This window comes from Bacillus sp. LK2 (genome assembly GCF_001043575.1).
Taxonomy (GTDB): Bacteria; Bacillota; Bacilli; order Bacillales; family Bacillaceae_G; genus Bacillus_A; species Bacillus_A paramycoides.
Map to the genome: position 1 here is coordinate 269,760 of NZ_LDUK01000015.1, position 17,689 is coordinate 287,448.

17 protein-coding genes are annotated in these 17,689 nt (G+C 34.0%); 3 read left to right on the forward strand and 14 right to left on the reverse strand.

What is annotated here, in order from left to right; translation table 11 throughout:
• Positions 1–32: 32 nt before the first annotated feature.
• The 3 genes from VK90_RS11225 to VK90_RS11235 all read right to left on the reverse strand — a co-directional run bounded on the left by VK90_RS11225 (position 33) and on the right by VK90_RS11235 (position 4,019).
• Complete coding sequence (locus VK90_RS11225; RefSeq protein WP_048372785.1) at positions 33–1,250, reverse strand: substrate-binding domain-containing protein; 1,218 nt, start codon at positions 1,248–1,250, stop codon at positions 33–35.
• A gap of 298 nt (positions 1,251–1,548) precedes the next feature.
• Positions 1,549–2,466, reverse strand: coding sequence for a CobW family GTP-binding protein (locus VK90_RS11230; protein ID WP_033719345.1), 918 nt, complete (start codon positions 2,464–2,466; stop codon positions 1,549–1,551).
• Between the two features lie 104 nt (positions 2,467–2,570).
• Positions 2,571–4,019 carry a flavin monoamine oxidase family protein gene (locus tag VK90_RS11235; RefSeq protein ID WP_048372786.1) on the reverse strand — a complete coding sequence of 483 codons (1,449 nt, stop codon included), beginning with the start codon at positions 4,017–4,019 and terminating at the stop codon, positions 2,571–2,573.
• Positions 4,020–4,219: 200 nt separating this feature from the next.
• On the opposite strand from VK90_RS11235, the gene VK90_RS11240 reads away from it, so the two are divergent.
• On the forward strand, positions 4,220–5,164 hold the full coding sequence (locus tag VK90_RS11240) for an L-lactate dehydrogenase (RefSeq protein WP_002171426.1): 945 nt from the start codon (positions 4,220–4,222) through the stop codon (positions 5,162–5,164).
• A 231-nt stretch (positions 5,165–5,395) separates the two neighbouring features.
• Here VK90_RS11240 and VK90_RS11245 read toward each other — a convergent pair whose 3' ends face one another.
• The 6 genes from VK90_RS11245 to VK90_RS11270 form a co-directional block, all read right to left on the reverse strand.
• Positions 5,396–6,415 carry an AI-2E family transporter gene (locus VK90_RS11245; RefSeq protein WP_002171425.1) on the reverse strand — a complete coding sequence of 340 codons (1,020 nt, stop codon included), beginning with the start codon at positions 6,413–6,415 and terminating at the stop codon, positions 5,396–5,398.
• Positions 6,416–6,766: 351 nt separating this feature from the next.
• Positions 6,767–6,898 (reverse strand): hypothetical protein, encoded by a 132-nt coding sequence (locus VK90_RS31085; RefSeq protein WP_048372788.1) that lies wholly within the window; start codon positions 6,896–6,898, stop codon positions 6,767–6,769.
• A 126-nt stretch (positions 6,899–7,024) separates the two neighbouring features.
• Positions 7,025–7,627, reverse strand: a complete 603-nt coding sequence (locus VK90_RS11255) for a nitroreductase family protein (protein WP_048372790.1) — start codon at positions 7,625–7,627, stop codon at positions 7,025–7,027.
• A gap of 71 nt (positions 7,628–7,698) precedes the next feature.
• Positions 7,699–8,349: a DsbA family oxidoreductase gene (locus VK90_RS11260; RefSeq protein ID WP_025150030.1), complete on the reverse strand. Its 651-nt coding sequence runs from the start codon at positions 8,347–8,349 to the stop codon at positions 7,699–7,701.
• A 71-nt stretch (positions 8,350–8,420) separates the two neighbouring features.
• Positions 8,421–8,852, reverse strand: coding sequence for an Rrf2 family transcriptional regulator (locus VK90_RS11265; RefSeq protein ID WP_048372791.1), 432 nt, complete (start codon positions 8,850–8,852; stop codon positions 8,421–8,423).
• A gap of 120 nt (positions 8,853–8,972) precedes the next feature.
• A complete protein-coding gene (locus tag VK90_RS11270) occupies positions 8,973–9,842 on the reverse strand; it encodes a LysR family transcriptional regulator (protein ID WP_002171420.1) in 870 nt (289 codons plus the stop codon).
• 97 nt (positions 9,843–9,939) lie between these two features.
• On the opposite strand from VK90_RS11270, the gene VK90_RS11275 reads away from it, so the two are divergent.
• Positions 9,940–10,845 (forward strand): DMT family transporter, encoded by a 906-nt coding sequence (locus VK90_RS11275; protein ID WP_048372792.1) that lies wholly within the window; start codon positions 9,940–9,942, stop codon positions 10,843–10,845.
• A 46-nt stretch (positions 10,846–10,891) separates the two neighbouring features.
• Here the strand turns inward: VK90_RS11275 and VK90_RS11280 are convergent, their stop codons facing one another.
• The 5 genes from VK90_RS11280 to VK90_RS11300 form a co-directional block, all read right to left on the reverse strand.
• Positions 10,892–11,512, reverse strand: a complete 621-nt coding sequence (locus VK90_RS11280; protein ID WP_048372793.1) for a YcnI family copper-binding membrane protein — start codon at positions 11,510–11,512, stop codon at positions 10,892–10,894.
• Between the two features lie 42 nt (positions 11,513–11,554).
• Complete coding sequence (locus VK90_RS11285; protein ID WP_048372794.1) at positions 11,555–13,204, reverse strand: copper resistance CopC/CopD family protein; 1,650 nt, start codon at positions 13,202–13,204, stop codon at positions 11,555–11,557.
• 317 nt (positions 13,205–13,521) lie between these two features.
• Positions 13,522–13,941 carry a VOC family protein gene (locus VK90_RS11290; protein ID WP_000750833.1) on the reverse strand — a complete coding sequence of 140 codons (420 nt, stop codon included), beginning with the start codon at positions 13,939–13,941 and terminating at the stop codon, positions 13,522–13,524.
• A gap of 86 nt (positions 13,942–14,027) precedes the next feature.
• Positions 14,028–15,386: a branched-chain amino acid transport system II carrier protein gene (gene brnQ / locus VK90_RS11295; protein WP_048372796.1), complete on the reverse strand. Its 1,359-nt coding sequence runs from the start codon at positions 15,384–15,386 to the stop codon at positions 14,028–14,030.
• A 238-nt stretch (positions 15,387–15,624) separates the two neighbouring features.
• Positions 15,625–16,317 carry an FMN-dependent NADH-azoreductase gene (locus VK90_RS11300; protein WP_048372798.1) on the reverse strand — a complete coding sequence of 231 codons (693 nt, stop codon included), beginning with the start codon at positions 16,315–16,317 and terminating at the stop codon, positions 15,625–15,627.
• Between the two features lie 292 nt (positions 16,318–16,609).
• On the opposite strand from VK90_RS11300, the gene VK90_RS11305 reads away from it, so the two are divergent.
• Positions 16,610–17,575, forward strand: a complete 966-nt coding sequence (locus tag VK90_RS11305; protein ID WP_048372803.1) for an arsenic resistance protein — start codon at positions 16,610–16,612, stop codon at positions 17,573–17,575.
• Positions 17,576–17,689: the final 114 nt, after the last annotated feature.

A 17,689-nucleotide genomic window follows, 5' to 3' on the forward strand; every position in this document is an offset into this window, starting at 1 on the left:
CCTCTTTATACAAATAGTACTGAAAATTCAGTTTATTTATTTTGAACTGATGGTTCTGTTTCTTTCATCGTTAATTCTCTCTCTAGCACTGGTACAGGATAATCAACACCCTCTTGCTTTTTCAACGTTATAGAATACAGAGTTTGTAATGCTTGATGATCTTTCTCTCTAAATTTCATCTTGCCTTTCGGTGTATCAAATTCCATTCCTTCCATTTTCTTAATAAGTGTATCTACATCCGTATCGCCCTTCGTTTTCTTTAAAGCTTCGACGATAGAAATTGCCGCTGACATTCCTCCCGCTGTAAATAAATCTGGAACAGCACCATTAAAACGTTTTTTATGTTCTTCTACTAACCAATCATTCACTTTATTTTTAGGAAGTGTGTGATAATATACAGAAAATCCTTGCATTCCTACTAACGCATCCATCGTTTTTAATGCTGGTATATCAGGTGCACCAGTAGAAATTTTAATGCCTTGTGCTTCCACATTCATATCTTTCAACTGTTTCCATGGAGAATTCGCACCTGCCCAAACGATAAATAAATAATCTGGTTTTGAGCTTATAATATTTTGAATATTTGCAGTGAAGTCAGTTGAATTTGTATCAGCATATTGCTCGTTTACAATATTCGCACCTAATTTCTTCGCACCAGCTTTAAATGCAGCAATTCCTTCACGACCGAAAGCATTATCTGGAGCAAACGTCGCAATCTTTACATCTTTTTTAGCAATTGAGGCAGCCCCTGCAATCGCATCTTGTGAAGAGCTTCTTCCTGTTCTAAAAATATATTTATTCCAGTTCTTCCCGGTAATACTATCCGCAACTGCCGGTTCTACAACCATAATCTTTTTATACTCTTCAGCTATTGGTAAAACTGCTAATGTATCACTTGAACTAGATGATCCGACTAAAAAATCAACTTTCTCTTCTTCTAATAATTTTGTAGCCTTCTTAACCGCTACATCAGCTTTCGTCTCCGTATCTTCTACGACAAACTTAATCTTCTTCCCTTCCACTTTCCCTGTTCCACCAGTTGCATAGTCTAACCCTAATTCAAATCCATTTACCGTTTGTTTTCCATACGATTCTAGCGGACCTGTTAATGAAGCAAGAACCCCTACCTTAATCGTTTTTTCATCTTCTGTACTTGTTTTCTTCCCTGAACAAGCTGCTGTTACTAATAGCGACCCTAAAACACAACCAGTAACCACCGTTCTTAGCCATTTACGTTTTTTCATCGACATTGTGATCCTCCCCATACTTTACTTTCTGTTAGAATCAAACACGCCAAATTCCCCTGTCCGTAATCATGACTTTAAAATTGATAATGGAAAACTCTTGTAGTAACCTCTACATTCGGCATAAATCTATGATCACCTTCCTATTAAATGGAAACGGACATACAATCAATATATATTCTGTTGTTCAAATGAAATTACTGTTTCATTACAGTAATCATCACGAAAAAAGCTACAAATAATTAACTTAATTCCTTAAGTCAACTATTTGCAGCTTACATAAAAACATTGATAGATCAACTACTTATTTATTTTCTACTTTTTCTAACCCTTCAACCAATTGTTTCTTATCTAGCCCTTCCCCTATTATCACCAAGTTTGTCGGGAAACCGAAATCCTGTTCTAATAAAGTTGGTACCCCAAATGAATATTGTAATAAGTGTGGGTACTTATCCCCATGGAATTTCACGAAACCTTTCACACGATAAATGCCATCAGGTAAATTTGAAAGCCATTCATATAATTTATCTTGATCGATTGATTTCGTAAATTGATATGTCATCGTTTGTATATGTAAATGCTGTTTTACATGTAATGTTTCATGCTCTTCATTACTTCCAAATTCAGCTTCTTCTATATCATTCAAAGATATATTGCAATACTTTGTTTCATACAATTTCGCATGATTATTGATTGCTTTTACGTCTTCAAATACTTTGTTCTTATCTTCCTCTGTTAATAAATCTGATTTATTAATGAGTATATGGCTTCCATATTTCAATTGCTCATGTAATAGCTGTTGTACATTTGCACTTAATACACTTCGATTTAACCATCTCACTGCATCTAATACGACTACTATAGATTTCACTTCAAGGAAAGGTGCTAGAATTGGTGATACACATGCATCTAACACTTCAATTGGATGTGCGACACCTGTTGTTTCTATATAAATTACATCCGGTCTTTCTTGTTGATATAAAGAATGTAATTGTATTTCAAGCTCTTCTTTTAACGTACAACAAATACATCCTTTTAGAAGTTCTCTTAACACATTCTCTTTTCCAATAATATCTGTATCTACCGAGTATTCACCTATTTCATTCATTAAAACAGCAACTTTTCGATTTTTCTTCTTTTCTGCTAATAATAAATTTTGCAGCAACGTTGATTTCCCGCTACCTAAAAAACCACCTAATATATGAATTTCTACTTTACTCATATGACCGACCATCCATTTCTCTACTTCAAATTTCTTCAAAGCGTAATTATTACGATTTATACTAATCATTTTATTAAAAGAACAACTATTTGTAAACAAAACTGCTAGATTATCGTTTCATTTTCATTCACTTCATGAGCAACTCTAATTCCGGACTCGATTGCCCCTTGCATCCATCCATGTGTTAACGTCGTATGTTCTCCTGAAAAGTGCACTCTTCCAGCTGTTGGTGTAATATATGGAAACAGTTCAAGCTCTTGTCCTGGCTCAAAAGCTGTAAATGCTCCGCAAGAATACGGATTTTGACTCCAACTAAAAGAAGCACCTGTTACAAACTCACTATAAACCACGTTACCATATATTTGCGCTAAATTTTTTAATGCATAACGAATACGTTCTCTATTCGAGAGACTATCCCATGTTAACGCCTCATCTGCCCACGTATAACTTGCTAAAACGATAGCTGCCCCTGGTGTATGAATGCCATAACTCGGATAATATGTAAAGCGTATAGGTAAATCTGTAATTGATTTCCCACCACACTGCCCCGCTCTTTCCCAAAATCTACTTTTGAACTCTATCGCAATTTTAGTCGCTGCAATATAATTCAATTCACGAATTGCCCGCCTTTTAAAATAAGAGAATAAATGATACGGCTGGACTTCTACAAAGCGCAAAGCTGAAAATGGAATTGTGACAATGGCAATATCACCCGTTATTATAAATCGCTCTAACGTTTTTTCACGGTTTACTTGCATCATCACTTTATTATCTTCTTGTATTATTTTTTCTACTTTATATGACATGAAAATATTATCCTTTAGCTGTTGTAAAAATGAATTTGGTAATGCATCCATCCCGCCCGTTATCTCGTAATATTTTGTCGTTGAAGTAAAAAAAATCATTTCCCGTAATACTTCAATTAAAGACATTCCCATATATGCTTCCATATCAAGAAGTACACCGATCATATCTATTGCTCCATCAGAATAATACTCGGTTAAAAAAGAACCGAGTGAATATGTTTTATACTTTTTTTCAACAATAATCCAGTTTTTATTAGGATCTTTCTTAATATAATTAAGTATCGGTTCTAATACCTCTAATATTAATTCTTCTGCCGTTTTCCCTCTTTCTGTTTCTAAAACTGGATATCCGAGTACACTTGGATCATTTTCAAACACATTCAATCTCGTTCTAATATTATTCGTATAGATTATATCTGAAGAAGTTTTATTAATAAAAAGATTTAACTTTAGTTTAAATTTACGAATGTAAGCTAAAGTTAAATCATGAGTCTCCGGAATACGCATAGGGCCTGCGTTAAAATATAATCCTGTGCTAAATGGCTTACGAATTGTATACACCCTGCCGCCTATTCTGTTATTTGCTTCTATAATCGTTACCTCGTGCCCAGCTTCTTTTAATAAAGATGCTGCAACTAATCCAGATATCCCCGCACCAGCAATTGTAATCCTTTTGGGGTTATTTGTTTTGGCAAGCCCCTCATGGATAATTTGAAGCATTTTTTCCATCGATAATGGATTCCCCATGCCAATTCCCCTTTTATGAAGGATTTTACTGAATTATATTCGTTTAGCAGGGTTCCTATGTTTCGGTCAAGTAATTGGACGGATATATTTTCAATTACTTGAATATCTTTTATAAAATGTAATAAAATAGATACGAAACTATAGAAGTAAGACGTATTATCTTACATAATAAAATTAACGAAATAGCGAGGAATTTTGAAATGAAAAAAGGTATTAACCGTGTTGTATTAGTAGGAACAGGAGCAGTAGGATGTAGCTATGCTTACTGTATGATTAACCAAGCTGTCGCTGAAGAATTTGTTTTAGTTGATGTAAATGAAGCAAAAGCAGAAGGAGAAGCAATGGACTTAAGCCATGCCGTACCTTTCGCACCAGCTCCAACAAAAGTTTGGAAAGGTAGTTATGAAGATTGTAAAGACGCAGATCTTGTTGTAATTACAGCTGGATTACCACAAAAGCCAGGTGAAACACGCTTAGATTTAGTCGAGAAAAACGCTAAAATCTTCAAACAAATTGTTCGTAGCATTATGGACAGCGGATTTGATGGCATCTTCTTAATCGCAACTAACCCTGTAGATATTTTAACTTACGTAACTTGGAAAGAATCTGGTTTACCGAAAGAACGAGTAATCGGTTCTGGTACAACACTTGATTCTGCTCGTTTCCGCTATATGTTAGGTGAGTACTTCGATATTGGCCCTCATAACATTCACGCTTATATTATTGGAGAGCACGGTGATACAGAACTTCCAGTTTGGAGTCACGTATCAGTTGGTATTCAAAAACTAGAAACACTTCTTGAAAAAGACAACACATATAACCAAAAAGATTTAGATGAAATCTTTATAAACGTTCGTGACGCAGCTTACCACATTATTGAACGAAAAGGTGCTACATACTACGGCATTGGTATGTCACTGCTGCGTGTTACGAAAGCAATCTTGAACAATGAAAACAGCGTATTAACTGTATCAGCATATCTTGAAGGTCAATACGGCCAACAAGACGTTTATATCGGCGTACCTGCTGTCTTAAACCGCGGCGGTGTTCGTGAAATTTTAGAAGTTGAATTAAGTGAAGAAGAAGAATTAAAATTCGATCATTCTGTTCAAGTATTAAAAGAAACACTGGCTCCTGTACTTTAATCAAATATTTAGTAAAAAAAGCAATCCAACTTATATTGGATTGCTTTTTATTTCCCCTCAATATAAACGTTACTATTCTCCATGGCAGAAAGGAGTGATTTCATGGATGATTCTTGGCCGATTGGAACCCTCCTTACTAGCTGTAACATCCTTAATACTCTTAAAAACACTATTTCCAAAGAAAAAATAACCGATGTTTTCACCAAGAGAAAACATCGGTTACATTTTCTATCATTTATTATCTTTAATCGGTTCATCATTAGTTACGTCAAGTATATCTAATAAAAAGATAAAGATTGGAATCCCGATAATAAGCCCCCATATTCCGAGGAAATGCTCTGAAAAGATAAGAATCATAAATGTATAAAAAACAGGCAAATTCGTTTTTGCAGACATAAATTTTGGATTTAAAAAATAACTTTCAAGAGCATGGATTACTGTAATGAATACTAGTATGTATACAACATACATAACCCCACCGACGTTATAGGCAATTATACAAAGTGGAAACAAGGAAATAATAACACCAGCAACTGGAATCAAACCGAGTAGAAAAACCATGACAGCTAATACAAGAAGCTGCGGAAATCCTAAAATGACAAGTGCGATTACAGTGAGAACACCATTTACAACCGCAATTAAAAACTGTGCTTCAATCACCTTTCCAAACGATCTTGCAAATCTTTCGCCGAAATATGCAATCTCCTCATAAAAAATCTTTAATTTACTATCTTTAAATTTGGACGTGAATGAAATAATTCGCTCTTTTTCTAATAAGAAAAATAAGCTTAAAATAAGAGACAATAATATTTGCAAACTTACCTTTCCTATGTTTGCTATTGATTGATAAATGACATCCACACCTTGTTCAATATATTTTGATACTTCCATTTCATTAATTGCTGAAAGTACGTATCTAATCATCTCATTATCAGGTGGATGTTGAAAAAACAATTTAAATTGATAAATTAATTGTGAAATTTGTATCGTTAGTACCGGTAAATACTTATACAATGTTGTGACAATAAAGGTCACTAATATTATATACAAACAAGCAATAACGACCTTCCTATTCACTTTCAATTTTTTTGAAATAAAGCGTTGAAACCGATCCATTAAAAATGTCAGTATAAACGTAATTAGGATTAAATTGATCATACTTTTTAATCCATATAATACAAGTGCTAATATTATTAAAACGAGAAACCGTTGAAACCCTCTACTTCGAAAGAAATTTTTCACTTCATTCATTAAGAATTAACCTCCCCCTTCAATGGATGGAATTGGATATATTACAAAATATGCTTATCCGTTGTAATACTATTACATTTTATGAACTTCTATAGACAATCTTTCTTACTAATTGGGAAGAATCCTTTTTTTCTTTTGGAAAATAATTTTTATATACGTATATCCTCCGGCACATGCCAATAGGACAATCCCTCCTGCGATAGACAACGTTACCTTTACCCATTTTTTTATGTTGTTCCCTCCACTCTACAAGTTGCTCACTAGTAAATTTTCATATTGAAAAAAGAGAGTTATCTTCTTAACTCTCTCTAGACAAAATGCTAAATGATACAATTAATTATTCCAATCAAATCATTGCTTTTTTTCCATTCGCTTCGCTAACAATTCCTTCACTTGGTTATAGGTTAACCCCGAATTTTTATTTAAACGTTTTACTTCCTCAACATCAGTACCTACCACTGTATATTTTTTATCATCATTCATTTTTCTACTTCCCTTCTCACTGGATTATTTCTTATATTTCTTCCCTAAATGCACATAAATTAACACCAATACAAAAAAGGAAGCTGTTTCTAATCACAGCTTCCTTCTCATTATATATTGTATTTCTTAATAAAATTTCACTACATCTTCAGTAGGTAAGAATGTTCTTTCTCCTGACTGTTCATTTGGTTCACCAAATGGCATTTGTCCTACTAAGCTCCACTCTGCTGGAATGTTCCAAGTTTCTTTCACTTCAGCATCTACGATTGGATTGTAATGTTGTAATGATGCTCCAATTCCTTCAGCAGATAATAGCATCCATACCGTATGTTGTAACATTGCATTTCCTTGATGAGACCAGAATGGGAACTGCTCTTTATATAATGGTGCATTTTCTTGCATTTTTTCTACTGTTGCTTGATCTTCAAAGAATAGTACTGTTCCTACACCTGCATGGAAGCCTTTTAGTCTTTCTACAGTTGCTTCAAAGTTTTCTGCTGGTACGCGAGCTCTTAGTGTTTCTTTTACGATATCCCAAAACTTTTCATGCTCTCCATCCATTAATACGACCATACGGCCACTTTGCATATTGAAAGAAGTTGGTGCATGTAAAGCTGTTTTTAAAACTTCTTCAATTCTTTCTTTTGTAATTGTAGCATTTTTTGTTACTTTACGAATTGAACGGCGGTTGACGATTGCTTCTTTTAAATTTGTTGTAGTTGCTGACATTTTAATTCCTCCAAATGTATGTTTTATAATTTATTTAAACAAATTAATTTGATTCCTCCATGACAAACGAATTAGCAATAGCCATCCGTATTACATTGCATTCCTTCAAATGAATTTGTTTTATCCTTCTCGATTTCTTTATCAATTACTCTTTGTAACGTTTCTTTACTAGCAAGCCCTTGAATGACTTCATCTCCAATCATTACAGTTGGGACAGCCATAATATTCGCTTCATCATATGCATGTTGAATTGCTTCTTGATGTTTTTCTTTATATTTACGAGTTACTAAAGCATCTTTAAATTCAGCTTCAGGAAGCCCTACTTCTACCGCTAATTTCGTTAAAACATCAATATCCTCAATGTTTTGTTCTTCTTGGAAAAATGCTGTGAATACACGGTGATGATACTCATTTCCAAGTCCACGTTCTTTCGCAAATTGACATCCTTCGAAAGCTAAATGTGTATATGGATGCGGTGAAACACGTGGTAATCGCATTTCAATTCCTAATTTCTTTGCAGTAGGAAGTATGAAAGCATCCCATGAACCTAATTTATCTGGCTCATTCCAAGGATCTATTTTAGAATATGGACTTGGACGCAATTCAAATGGCATCCATTCAATTTCTACATCTTTCTCTTTCGCTACTTCATCTAATGGACCTTTTGCTAAAAAGCAAAACGGGCATATAAAGTCTGAGTATACTTTCATTTTTACAGTCATATCTTTACACCTTACCTTTATAGTTGTAATCAATATAGTTACAATAATAACAAAAAAATATAGATATTATTTTACGAATTCATTTTCTCTTGCAAAGATTCAAATAACTGCCCCATCGTAATATTTCTCAAAACTTCTTCCATCGCGGATTGTGCTTGAATTAAAATAACTTCTAACACAGCTTGAATATTTGCTCCAATTGGACAATCTGGATTTGGTTGCTCGTGCATATGAAATAGTTTGTCTTCTTCTACTACATTCACTGCGTGATATACATCTAACAATGTGATTGCATGTAAATCCTTTAATAATCCCGCACCACCTGGTCCACGATTTACGTAAACAAATCCAGCTTGTTTCAAGTAAGACATTATTTTGCGAATTACTACCGGATTTGTATTTACACTTTCGGCCATATAGTCCGACGTACAAACTGAAGATGGATTGTTTTTCAAAATAGATAAAATGTGAACAGCTATAGAAAAGCGGCTACTAATTTTCATCGTTATCACCACCTCGATGTAATCATTATAGTTACAACAAAAAGATAAGTCAATCCTTTTTATAGATTTTTTTAAGCAAATAAAAAAAGTGCCTCATTACAATATATGAGACACCTTATCTTATTCTGCAAATAACTCTTGAAATTCTTCAATAAATAACTGAACAGCAAGTGAAGCTTCCTTTAATGAAGGAACAGCTAAAGCAATCTCTCTCCACACTTGCGGCTCCAATTCTCGCGTTTGCACGTTCTTTGGTAAATTCGTTAAAGATAATTCAGCTAATATTGCAATTCCTAATCCTTCTTGAATCATATTTAAAGATGTTGTTACAGTCGAAACCGCATATTCAACTCGAAGTGGCACGTTTGCTTGTTTGAACATATCAATAATCGGTGGTTCATATCCACCTTTAAATAGTATAATCGGTTCGTTCTCTAAATCACTTATCGTAATAGAACTTTTCTTACAAAGGGGATGATCGTCCCTTAAAACTACAACCATCTTCCCTTTCGTTACTGGGACTATTTCCATATCTTTATTCGGTAAAATGACAATTCCAATATCGATAACTCGTGATAATAACCAATCTTCAACTTCTTTTAGCGCTCCCTCACAAAGAACTAATTGTAAATTGGGATACTTTTCACGAAAGATATTAATCATTTTCGGTAAGAAATACGCCGAGGCACTCGGAAAACTTCCTATACGAATCGTTCCAACTTCATGCCCTTTCTCCATCGCCACTTCTTGTTCAATCTTCTCAACACCATTCAAGATTTCTCTAATATGTACAAGAATTCTGTTTCCAACATCCGTAACGATTAACCCTTTTCGTTTATCACGTATAAGTATAGTAACTCCTAACTCTGACTCAATACTTGAAATCGCATGACTAACAGCTGGTTGCGTCATATTTAACACCCCGGCGGCCTTCGTAAAACTCCCTAATTCAACCGTTTTAATTAAAACTTGAAGTTGTGTAATGGTCATAACTAATCACTTATACTCCTTATAAAAAAGATTCATTTTATTTATCATAGTCGATATCATATCATAGTGAAATGAATAACAACAAGGAGGTCTCACAGTGACACAGCTTTCTCGAACTAAGACGGCCATAATCCTTACCTTTCTCGTTTTTATGTGGGGAATCAATTGGCCGTTATCTAAATTTGCTCTGCATTACACACCACCCGTACTCTTTGCAGGGATTAGAACATTAATAGGAGGATTTATCCTACTTATTTTCGCATTACCAAAATACAAACAATTAAATTTAAAAGAAACTTGGCATTTATACTTTATTTCATCTTTACTCAATATCATTTTATTTTACGGACTACAAACTGTCGGACTTCAGTATATGCCCGCCGGACTCTTCTCCGCAATCGTATTTCTCCAACCAGTCTTACTCGGCATTTTCTCATGGATTTGGCTTGAAGAATCAATGTATGGCTTGAAAGTTTTCGGACTTATTCTCGGATTTATTGGTGTAGGGGTTATTAGCTCTAGTAGTTTAACTGGACATATTTCTATTATTGGTGTGCTACTTGCTTTAGGATGCGCTATCGGCTGGGCACTCGGCACAGTATTTATTAAGAAAACTGGACACCGCGTTAATGCCATTTGGATGGTAACACTTCAACTTATTATTGGTGGATTTTGCTTAATCGGATTCGGTTCAGAATTTGAAAGTTGGTCTAACATCGCTTGGAGTATACCTTTTGTAAGTGTACTACTCTTTATTTCATTCTTCGTTATTGCAATGGGGTGGCTTGCTTACTTCACACTTGTTGGAGCTGGTGAAGCGAGTAAAGTTGGAGCTTATACATTCCTTATCCCTCTTATCGCTATTATTGTAAGTTCAATTTTCTTACATGAGGCCATTACAATTAGCCTATTTATTGGACTATTATTTATTGTGGTGAGTATTTGTTTTGTAAATATAAAGCCGAAAACACTTACTGTAGGGCAGCAAGTTGAAGTGAAATAAATAGATATAAGAAAGAGCCTACTGCTTGTAGGCTCTTTCTTATATCTTACTTTTTACGACGTACTACAAAAATACACGTACCCACCGATGATGCAATCGCTAAAATAGATAAGACAATTGCTATTGTTTGCATATTACTTGTACCTTCATTCTTTTCCACACTAGACACTTCTCCATGTTCTCCCGTGAGTGATGTACCTTTTGTAATCGTCGTAAGTGAATGTGGCTTCTCAGCTTTCTCATCGCCTGTCCATTCAACAATTTCTCCGTCTTTGTATTGTTGATATGCATCCCAAGCTATTTTTTGCTCTTTATCTGGATTTTTAGCAACGAAAGTAAATCGCTGAAACTGACCAGGTAAAATCCCCTCTCCTGTTGCTTCCCATACTACAGTTTTAACTTTTCCAGCTGCGTCTTTTTGTTCTTCTACTTTCCATCCTGGCACTGGCTCATACTGTTGAAACTCAACTCCAGACGGTATTTTCAGTGTGATTTTTGTTGTCGCTACATTTTTTTCAACGGGTACTTTTATTGTGTAAGTCTCCCAAGAGTTAACGTCAGAAGTTACTGGTTTTACGGTTACATGAGCACTAACAGGTAACGAAAAAATTCCCATTGCAATTATAGTCGCTATCACTGTTGTTCCTAATTTTTTTATACGTTTCATTTTCTTATAACTCCTTTTTGACTATCTATAAGTAAGAAGTTCCTAGCGGCCACCTACAATAAATTTAAAATCTAAATCGAAGCTATCAAGAGATTTTGTTAATCCATGAACATGTATATTCCAGTTTCCTGTCATATTAATATACATCCCTTCCGCTTCATATTCTCCCGGTGAAACTGCCGAAACTTTAAATGAACCTTTGCCCATATTCATATCTAATGATTGAGTCGTCAATACGATTTGTTCCATATCGGTAACAGGCTGTCCATTCTCATCCTTTACATTAATATGGAATGTATTCTGTCCTACCTTATTAGGACTTACATGTAAAGTAAGTTCATATCCATTATCTACTTGTTTACTCTCTGTAAAAGGTCCAGTAGGGGGCATCGGTGGTGTTTGTACGTTTGTCATAAAGGCTACGATTATGAAAACGATAATCCCAACAATAAACTCTACTTTCACTGAAGCTCCTAACCTTTTCTGAGCTCTCATTCTCCCTTTCACATAATGAAAAATCCCCAATATCCCCATGCAAACGAATAAAAGTATCTTAGTTAATAAGGCTAATCCATACTTCGTATCAAATAGCGAATGGATCGTTGGAATAAAAAATGTACTATTAAAAAGACCTGTTATTAATATCACAATGACAGCACCTGTTGCCCATGGTGAAAAACGCTTAATCGCATCCCAATACATAGTCCACTTGGCATCCTCTTTACGCAAAAGAAGAATAATCGATGACAGACCACCAATCCATAATGAAGCTGCAAATAAATGTAGAAAATCCATAGCGATAGCAATTTCTTTAAACTTTAAACCATATGCGTGACTATTTAAGGCCTTCATTATAAGTAAACTAATGAACAATACAAGTGGAATGCTCCATACTTTAAAAGACGAGAGCTTTTCACGTTTCATCGCAAAATATGTAACAATCATGAGCGTACTAATAAGAGCAATTTGAGTGATCCATACATAGCCAAAAACAGATAACTGTAATGTTTCTTTTAATAATAAAGGATCGAATGCTTCTAGCCATGAAACATCAGCGTTCATTTTCGCTTGCAATGGTAAATTGAATAGTAAACTAATGAATATACCAAATAATGATATCCATATTACTTTCTTACTCCTTGATTGAACCTCAATTCCCTTCCCTTTATAAATAATAAGATTAAAGAATAGAACTCCTAAAAATAGTGAGAAACTTGTATATAAAATTCCGCGTTCCACAATCATATCGATTTTGGGAACATAGCCCATCTCTTCTACTTTTATATCATCTGTTCCCGCTTCTGCTGACCCAATACGGAATGGAATAACTCCTTGAATTGGATGTCCATCAGCTGAAATAGCTTTCCACTGAACAGAGTAGAGACCATTTTTGAGATTCTCTTTTAACCCAGCTTCTAATAATTTTTTATTACTTTTATCTATATGAGCATCTTTTAAATCTACTCTTTTACCTGAGGAATCTCTTACAAACAATGTATTAAATCGTGAAACTTGTATATCCTCATCGAATTCAATTTTCACAACAGATGGCGCTTTCTTTAACGTTTCATTTTCCGTAGGGTTTGATTTCACAACATACGCATGAGCAGATGCGCTTTTTGGTATCAATATAATACACACGCATGCTATTAATACCCATGCCCCTAACCTTCTTATTACTTTCACACTCATTTCACTTCTTTCTTTTTCGTCACTACACTTTCATTACTTTTTACTTTCTAAATTTTATTTTTCGATAAAATATTAACCTGATTAAATATAAGGTTCTATACCGTATTACTCTCTATTTATTTCTCACCTCTATACTTCCAATATAATAGTAGCTACCTTCATGGATACTACTTACATTTTTAAAGTCAATTATTATTATAGCATAAAATATATTTATATAAGTTTCCGAAGAAGAAAAGTTATCGTGAATCATTTGTGAAGAAAGTGTGAAATACATAAATAAAAAGGTGTTACGTTATTACGTAACACCTTTTCATTTATTTCTCTTCCGGATAATCACAATACTCAATAATCGTTCCCTCTGTATCCGCTGGGTTAAGGTAAATTAATCGTCTACCATGTTTATTAATTCGAAGTGTATGTTCTAACGTTCGAATACCTTGTTCTTTTAACTCTTCTAAAGCTACATCTAAATCATCGACACGATAGGCAACGTGATGAACACCTTTACCTTTTTGCTTTATAAATCGTGCTATTGGAGAAGTTGTATTATTCGTCGGCGCAAGTAATTCAATTCTATCACCATCTACTTCAAGAATGGCTACTTCACTTTCAACACCGGGTGCTTCACTTACGTATCGATCTATTAAAGTTCCTAACAAAACTTTTTCATAAAAGCGTATCGTACTATCTATATCACGAACTGCGATCCCGATATGATCAATTGTTTTTTTCATTCTATTTCCCCTACTACTTTATTTTTTCTATCCTTATCAATATTAACAAAAAAAGTTATAGAAACAAGTTCTATAACTTTTTTTGTTTAACCTATTTTTTTATTTGCTCTAGCTGTTGGTTGAACTTGATTTTTCACTTTTAAAACGCTAATACCATACCCGATAAATCCACCGATAATCGCTGGGAAGATCCAGCCTAAACCTACTTCCTGCATCGGAAGGAATTTAGTGAACACTCGGCTTACCACTTCAATGTTAACTCCAGCTGCACTTAATCCATCAAATAAACTGATGATAAACGTTACGATTAAACTCACTTGATAAACTTCAGCTCTTCCTTTGAATAACGAGTGGAAGAATGTTAAGAAAATCAACACGATTGCTAGTGGGTAAATCGCTGTTAATACAGGAACAGAAACTGAGATTAATTGCGTTAATCCAACATTCGCCACAATAGCACTAAACACACATAGCGTAATTGCAATTACTTTGTAAGGAACTTGCGGGAATAACTTATGGAAAAATGAAGAACATGCTGATACAAGTCCAACGCTAGTTGTTAAACAAGCAACTGTAATCATTAATCCTAATAATATTCCACCATATGATCCGAAATAGTAGTTCGAAACTTTCGCTAATACTTCTCCGCCATTTTCTAAATGTCCAAGCTTCGCAACACTTGAAGCTCCCATATAAGAAAGTGCTGTATAAATCATTGCTAAGATAGATGCTGCAATGATTGTTGCTTTTGCACAAACGACCATAATTTGTGTTTTCGTTTTCGCACCTTTTTCTTTAATTGCATTAATGATAATGATCCCGAATACGAACGATGCAAGCGTGTCCATTGTTAAGTATCCTTCTTGGAATCCTTTAAAAAATGCATGTGATGTATACCCTTCAACTGGTGCTTGCATATCTCCAATCGGATGAATAAAAGCAACGATTACTAAAATACCGATGAATGTTAATTTAATTGGCGTTAATATTTTTCCAACAATATCGACAATTTTCGCAGGATTTAGCGAAAAAAAACAAGTGATGCTAAAGAATATAATTGTAAAAAGAATTAAAGGTGTAGAACCTAATCCCTCTGGCATAAAAGGCTTAAGACCAATTTCATAAGAAACGTTCCCTGTTCTTGGTATTGCAAATAACGGACCGATCGCTAAGTATAAAACTGTTGTAAACACAATCCCAAATACCGGATGAGCGCGACTTGCTAATGACTGTAAATCGTCTTTACCTGAAATTCCAAATGCTAATACACCAAGTAATGGCAATCCTACTCCTGTTACTAAAAATCCAGCGTTTGCAATCCATACATTCTCCCCCGCTGATTGACCAAGCATAGCTGGGAAAATTAAATTCCCTGCTCCAAAAAATAGTGCAAATAACATTAATCCGATAACTACTATGAACGAAAACGGTACTTTATTCGTCATAATAAAACCCCCATTCAAAATTCCTTATCTCATTTCCAATTTTAACTAATTGAATTTTCTGAATATTTAATTTAAGTATCAACTATTCTTGAACTCATTATAGTTTGATATATAATATTTTGCAATACTATTTTCAAACTTTTCTTTTATTTTATAAATATACATTTTTTAACATAGAAACTAGACTAAAAAACCAACATGGTCATCCATGTTGGTTTTTCTCTTTTGCTATCCTAAATTAAAATTTTGCAGCTACTTTCTTAACATTTTCTAATCCTTCTTCAATGATTTGCTTTGAACGATCTGGATATTGATTGTGTCCTTCAATTACTACTGTCTCTGGATTTGTAATTCCCCAGAATCCAAGTACGTTTGTAACATAGTTAACAGCCATTTCCATAGGAGCCATTTGTTCTGAAGAATAATCTGAACCACGAGCACCTAATACAACCGCTTTCTTATCTCCAGCTAAACCTTCTGGACCATTTGCTGTATATTTAAATGTTTTTCCAGCTTGAGAAAGGTATGAAATATACGTGATTAATGGTGCTGGCACTGTAAAGTTCCATAATGGGAACGCAAATACAACCTTATCAGCTTCTAAAAATTGATTTAAATATTTATCTACTGTAGCAACGGCCTTCTCTTCTTCAGCTGTTAGCTCCATTCCTTGACTACGTTTATATCCACCTGAAATAGCGATATTTCCGTAATAAGGAAGATCTAATGCAAATAAATCTAACTCCGTAATTTCTGTATTTGGATTTGCTTCCTTATAAGTACTTACAAATGTTTCATACATTTTTGAACTAATTGCTTGCTCCGCTGGACGATCGTTTGCTTTAACAAATAATACTTTTGACATTTTTTTATTCTCCTCTACATTCGTATTTTCTTCTTTCTTACCAAATAATGAGCTAAATAGTCCCATTTTCTTCACCTAATCTTTCTTTTCATATTCATTATTCATCATCATAAAAATTCTTATTCTAAGAAAAAGTTCCAATAGATACCTTAAGTTAAGCTATTACAACTTTTCGTTATTTAATTACCTTATGTAAGTGATTGTAATATAGTCACTTACTTTAGTCAAGTAACTTTTAATAAAAAACAAAATCTCGAATTAAAAACATTAACTAAAATACAATTGAACACCAAATACATCTTTATTACTTGTATAATAAACTTAGAGAGGAAAATTCATATATAGAAAGGATTTATTCATGAGCACTATAGAAAAGATTCAAACTTTTATTATTCTTTTTGCTGTTACATGTGGCATCGCACTCGGACAATTTAATATCATACATACGTATTCAGACAAATTCATTGTCCCCTCCTTATTTTTCATGCTATATGGATTATTCCTCAGCATCCCATTAAAAGAAATAAAAAATGGATTTCGCAATTTAAAATTTGCTGGAACAAGCCTTACCATTAACTTTTTATGGACACCTTTCCTTGCTTGGGGATTAGGTGCATTATTTCTTTCAGACCACCCAGCACTTTGGGTTGGATTTATAATGTTGATGGTTACTCCATGTACAGATTGGTACTTAATATTTACTGAAATAGCGAAAGGAAATGTAGCACTTTCTACAGCCATTTTACCCGTAAATTTAATTTTACAAGTATTACTGCTTCCAATTTATTTATTTTTATTTGCTGGTGTAATGAAGACTGTAGCGGTTTCAGTTTTAGTAGAAAGTATTGTTATTGTAATCGTCTTACCATTTTTACTTGCACACGCTACAAAATTCATTATGAATAAAATGAAAAAAGCTGACGCACTCGAGAATAAAATCATTCCATTTTTCAGCTCTGCTCAAATTGTATTTTTAAGTTTAGCAATTGTAGCGATGTTTGCATCACAAGGTAAATATTTACTACAAAATATGAATGTCGTTTTATTATTACTGATTCCTGTTCTATTGTTCTTCATCATTAATTTTTTACTAGGACAATTTATCGGGCGCATCATGCATTTATCTTATAAAGATACAGTAAGTCTAAGCTTAACAACGTTAGCAAGAAACTCGCCTGTTGCACTTGCTATTGCTGTGACCGCTTTTCCAGATGAGCCTCTTATCGCACTTGCACTTGTTATTGGACCGTTGATTGAGTTGCCAGTACTTGCTTGTATTTCACAAGTGTTGTTGCTTATTAAGAAAAACCAGCAATACACATAATAAAAAACGTCCCAAAATGGGACGTTTTTTATTATGGAAAGATTACATACAACACTTATTTCTTATTTATCAATACAAATGAAATAACCGAAACTACAAACGTAATAATACCAA